This window comes from Fluviicola sp. (genome assembly GCF_030151805.1).
Classification (GTDB): Bacteria; Bacteroidota; Bacteroidia; order Flavobacteriales_D; family Crocinitomicaceae; genus Fluviicola.
Genome location: NZ_JASLCN010000284.1, coordinates 18,917 through 27,503, shown reverse-complemented (window position 1 = coordinate 27,503; position 8,587 = coordinate 18,917). Strand labels below are relative to the sequence as shown.

The following is an 8,587-nucleotide window of genomic DNA, read 5'->3' as shown; positions in this document are numbered from 1 at the left end:
GTATCCTCTTCTTTGTCCTTTATTTATATTCGTTTGGGACGTCAAAAAGAAATGTTGTTATTCGATTGTGTACATTTGTTATTGGTAATAATTGGTTTTTTTACCGCAAAATTCATTAATCCATCATTGACCAGTGCACTGTGGGGATTCTCAATCAGTCAGTCGGTGTATTATTTGTTTGCGATATTTATTGCGATCTATTTTATTAAGAAATCAAAACAGGCTTAAATGCACATTCTCATACTTGCTTCCGGTTATCCAACAGAATATTCTTTGAATCAGGGAATCTTTTTTCGTGATCAGGCAGAATCTCTGGCGCGGAACAAAGAGAACCAGGTTGCGGTTATTGCCACGGTTCCGGTATCGATTAAAGCGGTTTTGAAAAAAAGACTTTGGTCTTTCGGTGTGAAAAAAACAGTCAGAAATGATGTCAGAACAGTTGTTTATACCTTTTTGAATCTTCCGAAAGTACATCGTTACCGGATGCTCAAATCGCGCAAAGAAGCCATGAAACTGATTGAGGAATATATCCGGGAATTCGGAAAACCGGATTTGATTCACCTTCACGGATTTCAATCAGGACTGCAGGCAATAGATGCAAAAAAGAAATTTGGAATTCCTTACGTAGTAACCGAACATTCGACGCAATTCATAGACGATATCGTGGCTCCCGGTTTGGAACCTTTTGCAAAAGCCGTTTTCGAACAGGCTGATGTTGCAATAGCCGTGAGTGTTCCCTTTGCCCGGATCATGACAAAACGTTACGGAAGAGAATTTCAGTACATTCCGAACGTGGTGGACACGAATATTTTTCAACTAAACCCTGAGCCAAAGGAAAACACAGAATTCACCTTTTTCAACGCCGCAGCATTTGTGGTGGAGAAAAATCAACCGATGCTTCTGGAAGCATTTGCGAAAGTGCTGGAAATTCATCCGGAATCTCGTTTGAGACTTGCAGGAACAGGACCGGATGAGCAAACTACCAGGGAATATGCTAAAGAACTGAAGGTAGACAACCAGGTAGATTTTTTGGGAGTATTACCCAGAAATGAAATTGTGAAAGAAATGCAGCAAATGGATGCTTTCGTACTTTCCAGCAGGGTGGAAACCTTCGGAGTGGTATTGATTGAAGCACTGAGTTGCGGAAAACCGGTCGTGTCAACAAAATGCTTCGGACCGGAATCAATTGTTACTTCTCCGGAAGTGGGAATTCTTTGTGAACAGAATGCGGCAGATCTTGCTTCGGCAATGATCCGGATGATTGAAAATCACGCTGCTTATAACAAAGAAATGATCCGAAAACATGCAATTGACCGGTTTTCGAATGAGGTAGTCATCAACCAATTGATGGATGTGTATCAAACGATCGTTTCAAAATCTAATGCTTGATTCAAATGTGTGGAATTAGTGGAATTGTAGCAAGAAAAACAATGATAGATTCTGAACGGGAAATCCGCAGAATGAATGACATTATTGAACACCGGGGCCCGGATGGAGAAGGAATTTACTGTTATCAGAATGTGGCTCTCGGACATCGGAGATTAGCCATCCTGGATCTTTCCGAATTGGGAAAACAACCCATGCACTGGGAAGAGAAATACACAATCGTTTTCAACGGTGAAGTATACAACTACATTGAAATTCGTGAAGTACTGCTCAAAGAAGGATACTCGTTCAAGTCAGAATCGGACACGGAAGTTATCCTGGCGGCATACGATCTTTGGGGAAAAGAATGCGTGACACGTTTTAACGGAATGTGGTCTTTTGCCATCCTGGACAAAGAAAAGAAAGTGCTTTTTTGCAGCCGCGACAGGTTTGGAATCAAGCCGTTTTATTATACGATTTCCGAAGAAGAATTCCGTTTCGGGTCGGAGATCAAACAATTATTGGAGGAACAGCCGCTCCTGAATTTGCCGGTAGCATTGGATTTTATTATTACCGGAATAGAAGAAGCTTCGGATGAAACCTTCTTTAAGGGAATTGTGAAGTTGACTCCCGGGCACAATCTGACCTTTGATTTAGCACAAAACAGCTATCAGATCGAAGCGTTCTATTCGTTGCCGGATGAAGGGAAAGAAACGGCAAACGGCGATTCAATTCCGGGTTATATTTCGCTTTTGGAGGAAAGTGTCAAGCTGCGTATGCGTTCGGATGTACGCGTAGGAACTTGTTTGAGCGGAGGGCTTGATTCGAGTACCGTTGCAGCATTGGCAAGTAAAAATTACAATTACCAGGAGCAATTTTACGCCATTCATGCCAAATCAGAGGAAGCGGCTACCGATGAAAGTGCGTTTGCTACCTTGGTTTCGGGGCATCTGAATTTGAATCTGAAAACCGTTGTTCCGGGATACCAGGACTTCGAAAGCAATATGGACGAAGTCATTTATACGCAGGAAGAGCCGTTTGGAAGTCCTTCCGTGTTTATGCAGTATTTCGTCTTTAAAGAAGCCCGGAAAAATAATTGTATCGTGATGCTGGACGGACAAGGAGGCGATGAAACGCTTCTGGGTTACGAACGTTACTATCCGGCATTGATCCGCAGTTTACCCTGGTCTAAACGCTTGAAAGCACTGTTGAATTCCAAAAAGAACTCGCGCCTGAGCATGTTGGAAGCAATCAAATACATGTTGTATTTCGGAAATTACAAGAGCCGTTTAAACAGGGTAAAGCGCCGTGCAAATTTCATCCGTCCGGAATATTTGGAACATTTCAAATCCGAAGCGTTGAGAAAAGTATCGGAGAGTTATTCGGATGTTCGGAAAATGCAGAAGATGGAATTGACAAGAAGTCAGCTGCCTCATTTGCTCCGTTACGAAGATAAAAACTCCATGAAGCATTCTGTTGAAGCCAGGCTGCCGTTTATTGATTACCGGGTTGTTGAATTTGCTTTGAATATGGAAAACGAAGCTAAAATTTACGATGGCTGGACAAAATATGTTTTGCGAAAGGGAATGTCAGGATTATTGCCAAAAGAAATAGTTTGGCGTAAGAACAAACTGGGATTCAATGCCCCTGAAAATTTGTGGCTGGAAAAACATGCTGCTGAAATGGAAAAGGTAATCCGCAAATCAGTTATTTTTAATGCGATTTCAGATTTAAATCAATTGGATTTGAATCAATTGGATAAACGGATGCGTTGGAGGATCTACAATCTGGCAAAATGGGAATTGTTGTTTAATGTCCGGATTGCTTAAATGAACTTGTTAAGAGAAATAAATGAATAAACCAAAAGTCTGTCATTTTACTTCGGCTCATAAACCGGACGATATTCGAATCTTTCACAAAGAATGTACTTCTCTTGCTGAAGCAGGTTATGAAGTTTTTTTGGTTTCGGCTTATCAATCGGATACATTACCGGGTGACGTGAAGTTTATTCATGCCGGCTCGAAATCAAGAGGTAGAATCAGCCGGATGCTTTTTACTGCAAAAGAAGTGTACAAAGCGGCAAAAGCAGTTGATGCGGAAATTTATCATTTTCACGATCCGGAGTTACTTCGTTTCGGATTAAAATTAAAACGCCGGGGAAAAAAGGTGATTTATGATGCGCACGAAGATGTTCCGCGTCAGATCATGGCTAAATTCTGGATTCCCAGAATTTTCCGGAAACTGATTTCCGTTTGTTTCGAGAAATATGAAAATTATGTAGCCAAACGATTGAGTGCAGTGGTTGTTTCTACGCCACATATTCGCAAACGCTTTATTCAGGTTCATCCGAAAACAGTAGATGTTTGCAATTACCCGCTGATAACGGAACTTATGGAACCTGCCAGTTGGGACGACAAACAGAATGAGATCTGTTATGTAGGAGGAATTTCGGTTGTACGTGGAATTCTGGAATTGATGGATGCATTGGCGCTACTTCCGGATTTCAGACTAAATCTGGCGGGTAATTTTTCAACTGCAGAGTTGGAGGAACAGGTCAAAACCAAAAAAGCATGGAACCGGGTTGAGTTTTATGGTTACGTGGGGAGAAAAGAACTTTTGTCGATCTTTCAACGCTCAAAAATTGGAATGGTAACTCTTTTACCAACTCCCAATCATATGGAATCCTTACCGATTAAGATGTTTGAATATATGAGTGCCGGAATTCCGGTGATTTGCTCAAATTTTTCTTTGTGGGAAGAAATTGTCGGGGAGAATAAATGCGGTATTTGTGTAGATCCGACGCAGTCCGGGCTGATTGCTTCCGCGATTGAATCCCTGTTGAGTGAACCGGAAAAGGCAAAAAAGATGGGCGAAAACGGACGGCTTGCCATTCTTGAAAAATACAATTGGGAGATCGAAAAAAAGAAGCTCTTTGCGCTTTATGAAGCTCTTTAACAGGTGATTGGAAAGAGTAAATCCCCTTCATACCATCATCCGCCCAATTTGGTTAAATTCGCAAGGTAATCTAAGAACGAGAAGGAAAAAATGATTCAACGTATTAGGGAATCTGATTTTATAAGGAACATACTGGTACTTTTCAGTGGTTCACTTCTTTCCCAGTTGATTCCCTTTTTTGTTTTACCGATTTTACAGCGTTATTACTATTCTCCGGCAGATTTCGGTTTGCTGGCAGTTTTTATTTCGTTGTCCGAACTTTTTTCATCGGTTGCTTCCGGTAAACTGGAGTATGGAATTGTTTTGCAAAACCGGGAACGAAATGCCATTAACCTATTTTTCGGAGCATTGAAAATCGTGTTGATCGTGACAGTGATCAGTAGTGTTCTGGTGCTGATATTCCGGGACTTTATTGCGGATTATTTGGAAGCCCCACGTTTAAGTAATTACCTGTTCCTTCTGCCGGCATACATCATTTTCTTTTCCATGACCGATTTGTTTTCTTATTGGTTTAACCGTAAAAGAAGATTCAAGGTCATTTCATTTGCAAAACTGGTTCAAACCGGAACCTCGGAATCTGTAAAATTGGTTTCAGGGATGCTGAACCTGGGAGTTTTCGGATTGATTATCGGAAGGCTTTCCGGATTTATCGGAGCAGTTCTCTATTACGTCCGGACATTTGTAAAACGGGACAGCAGGGCATTGAAATTGTTGGATAACAACATTAGCCGTGAAACTGTTCGTGAAAACAAGAAATTTTTGTTTTTTACCACGCCGAGTGTTTTTTTAGGGAATTTGATTAACGTGGTTTATCTTCAATTGTTCCTGGTTTATTTCGGAGAACAAATGGTCGGAATGATCGGTGTTTCGATGACTTATTTGTCTGCAGGATTCGGAGTGGTGGCCATTTCGTTTTCCCAGGTGTTTTATTCCAAACTGGCAGAAACGAAGAGCAAGGAACACCTGCTTCACATGTATATCCGATTTGCTAAAAACCTGGCGTTGATTGCTTTGATTCCGATTGTGGTGGTTTACCTGATTCCGGGTTCAATGGTTGCTGCAATATTGGGAAAACAATGGATGGAACTCATGCCGATAGCCCGCATCATGGTACTTTGGTTAGCTGCGTGGTTTGTTTCTTCCTCGCTGTCTTTTATTTTTATCCGCTTGCAAAAACAACAGGTGTTGTTGTATTATGACGTACTTCATTTGGTGGTGATTTTAGCCGGTTTTTTCATCGGTCGTGCTTATTCCGACAAGATGGAATCTGCTTTGTGGGGCTTCAGTATTGCACGGTTTATCTTTTACATTTTTGTAATCGGAGTGGCCATCCGGATGATTAAACGCACGGATGAAAGTACGCTGTGAAAAAGAGAGCGATTTAATGGGTAATTTTTACCTTGATTTTATAAGTGAATTGAATGATTGTTATCGTTGATTACGGTTTGGGGAACCCGGGTTCTATCAAAAACATGCTTCGAAAGATCGGATTCGATCCGGTGATTACTTCCGATCATGCAATCATTCAAATTGCTGAAAAACTCATTCTTCCGGGTGTTGGAGCTTTTGATCAGGGAATGAAAAACCTGGAAGAGAAAGAACTGATCCCGCTATTAAACCGAAAAGTCCAGGAAGAAAAAACTCCCGTTTTAGGAATTTGCCTCGGAATGCATTTATTTACCCGGAAAAGTGAAGAAGGTGTTCGTAACGGATTGGGTTGGATAGACGCAGAAACGATTCGTTTCGATGCCTCAAAAACAGCAAAAAAACTCCCTGTTCCTCATATGGGATGGGAATATGTCTCGTTGAAAAAGGATAGTCTTTTACTGAATGAAATGTATGAAGAGCCGAAATTTTATTTCGGGCACTCTTATTGTGTCAAGTGTGAAAATCCGGAAGATGTGATTTTAACCAGTCACTATATTCACGAATTTGATTCGGCTTTCCAAAAGGAAAATATCCTGGGAGTTCAGTTTCATCCGGAAAAAAGCCACAAATACGGAATGAAGTTATTGTCCAATTTTATGATTCATTTTTAATGGCGATTCCGAGAGTTATTCCTGTCTTACTAGTGCAAAGCGGAGGATTGGTCAAAACCGTTCAGTTTAAAAATCCGAAGTACATTGGAGATCCGTTAAATGCGGTCCGGATATTTAATGAAAAGGAAGTAGACGAGTTGATTTTGCTGAATATTTCAGCTGCGTTCGAATTGCAACCGATTCCATTTGAATCCTTAAGGGAAATCGCAGAAGAATGTTTTATGCCTTTGGCTTATGGCGGAGGAATCAAAACACTGGAAGATATTCGCGCGCTTTTAAAGATCGGAATGGAGAAAGTGGTCATCAATTCATTGTTATACCAGGATTTGAAGGTGGTGAAAGAAGCCATTACTCAATTCGGAAGTTCAACGATTGTGGCCTCTTTGGATGTCAAAAAGAATTTTTGGGGAACGTACGAGTTGCATTCGCGTAACGGAAAAGCGAATACAAAAAAAACTCCGGTAGAATTTGCAGTGGAACTGGAACAAATCGGGGTTGGTGAACTCATGATCCAATCGGTAGACCGGGATGGAACGATGAAAGGTTATGACCTGGAATTGATTTCGGAAATCAGTTCGGTTGTTCAAATTCCGGTGATAGCATGCGGGGGAGCAAATACTATTGATGATTTCGACAAAGCAATTAATCATGCCGGAGCATCCGCAGTGGCTGCCGGAAGCATGTTTGTGTTTCATGGAAAACACAAAGCAGTTTTGATCACTTATCCGGATCAAAAGGAGTTGAAGCGGATTTTTTGAGTGCTTCGATTTACTTGAAAATGACTTATTCAGCTGATTTTTTCTTCTTCCCGGATTGACAGCCGAAAACAAGCTGCAAATAGTCATTAAACCTGAGACCCCAATAAAAATCATTAAGCTGGCAGTTTATTCCGATATTTTACAATCCTATTTTGTTCACAGGAATCATTTGTCATCTGAAACCGCAATTAATTATTTCCTAAATTCGTAACATGAAACAAGTCAGCTTCGGACAGATTTTTTCCATATATCTCGGATTGTTTTCGTTTGGGACCTTGGTTTTTCCGAAGTTGGCGGCTCCGATGGTTCTATTGCTCCTTGTTTTGGTTGCTGTGGCTTATATCAGAAAAGAAGTCAGTTGGTCGCTGAATCGTCCGGGAATGTTCATGATGCTGCTTTACGTGGCGTATCTGATCGGAATCTTTTTTAGCCATGAATTGGCGAATGGCTTGAAATATGCCGAATACAAATTGTCTTTACTGGTTATTCCGTTGTTATTGTCGATCAGGCCGAAATTTGAATGGAAACTTCAATGGTCCGTTATCGGATTAATAGCCGGAACGCTGGTTGTAGCCGGAATCGGAATCCTGAGTTCCTGCAATTGTTATGAACGGCATCAGTGGTTGCTATACTGTTTTTCTTCCAGTTATATCTCTCCGGTTCATCATCCGAGTTATTTCTCCGGATTCCTGCTCTTTGCAACAGCTTCGGCGTGGTACGGTTATCGAAAAAAATGGAAAGGCTTTTCCTTGTTTGCCGTTATTCCGTATACTTTGTTTGCATCGGTGTTTTATTTCTTCTGTTTGAGCCTGGCGGGAATCTTATTTTTGGGAGTTGTATTGGTCGGATTGTTTGTTTATCTCCTTTACAGGAAACTCGGAAAGTGGGTCGCACTTGCTGTTTTGCTTTTGGGGCCGGTTTTGCTTTTTGTCATTCTCAGCAAAGTTCCCGGGATCGAAGACGATGTACGGGTAACGAAAGGAGCTATTTCAGAATATGTTGCAGATCCGCATGCATTTTTAGCCAAACGGGTAGATGATCCTGCGATTCCGGGAAATCAGAAACGCCTGGTGATGTGGACGATCTCTACGGAGTTGATTTTGGAACATCCGTTTGGAGTCGGAACAGGAAATGTAGACGAGTACTTGTTCGGAAGATTGAATCAGTATGGTTTCCATCAATTGGTGACAGATGATCTCAATCCGCATAATCAGTATTTGCAAACAACATTGGAAATCGGAATTTTTGGGTTATTGATTTTGCTGGGATTGATTGGTTCGTGCATCTATGTAGCAATCAAACACCGGAACTTTTTATTATTGCTTTTGATCTCCGGTTTAGCTTTCAATATGTTGTTTGAATCCATGCTGCAGCGTCAGTCGGGAGTTGTGTTCTATTCATTCTGGATTCCGGTATTGCTGATATTCATTCAAAATATTTCGGAAAGAAAAAACCAAAACAAGGATTAAA

The 8,587-nt window shown here is 41.1% G+C and carries 8 protein-coding genes; all 8 read left to right on the top strand.

Going from position 1 to position 8,587, the window contains the following annotated elements:
• The coding region (locus tag Q1V93_RS10895) for a hypothetical protein (protein ID WP_300664606.1) at positions 1-228 on the top strand (228 nt) is incomplete at its 5' end.
• On the top strand, positions 229-1,389 hold the full coding sequence (locus tag Q1V93_RS10890) for a glycosyltransferase (protein WP_300664604.1): 1,161 nt from the start codon (positions 229-231) through the stop codon (positions 1,387-1,389).
• A gap of 5 nt (positions 1,390-1,394) precedes the next feature.
• Positions 1,395-3,194: an asparagine synthase (glutamine-hydrolyzing) gene (gene asnB / locus Q1V93_RS10885; RefSeq protein ID WP_300664602.1), complete on the top strand. Its 1,800-nt coding sequence runs from the start codon at positions 1,395-1,397 to the stop codon at positions 3,192-3,194.
• Positions 3,195-3,216: 22 nt separating this feature from the next.
• Positions 3,217-4,320: a glycosyltransferase family 4 protein gene (locus tag Q1V93_RS10880; RefSeq protein ID WP_300664600.1), complete on the top strand. Its 1,104-nt coding sequence runs from the start codon at positions 3,217-3,219 to the stop codon at positions 4,318-4,320.
• A gap of 90 nt (positions 4,321-4,410) precedes the next feature.
• The gene (locus Q1V93_RS10875) at positions 4,411-5,688 is read left to right on the top strand and encodes an oligosaccharide flippase family protein (protein WP_300664597.1); all 1,278 of its coding nucleotides are present in this window, start codon (positions 4,411-4,413) and stop codon (positions 5,686-5,688) included.
• Positions 5,689-5,741: 53 nt separating this feature from the next.
• On the top strand, positions 5,742-6,359 hold the full coding sequence (gene hisH / locus Q1V93_RS10870; protein ID WP_300664596.1) for an imidazole glycerol phosphate synthase subunit HisH: 618 nt from the start codon (positions 5,742-5,744) through the stop codon (positions 6,357-6,359).
• Positions 6,359-7,117: an AglZ/HisF2 family acetamidino modification protein gene (locus Q1V93_RS10865; protein WP_300664594.1), complete on the top strand. Its 759-nt coding sequence runs from the start codon at positions 6,359-6,361 to the stop codon at positions 7,115-7,117. Before hisH ends, Q1V93_RS10865 begins: the two co-directional genes overlap by 1 nt.
• A 212-nt stretch (positions 7,118-7,329) precedes the next feature.
• Complete coding sequence (locus Q1V93_RS10860; protein ID WP_300664592.1) at positions 7,330-8,586, top strand: O-antigen ligase family protein; 1,257 nt, start codon at positions 7,330-7,332, stop codon at positions 8,584-8,586.
• Position 8,587: the final 1 nt, after the last annotated feature.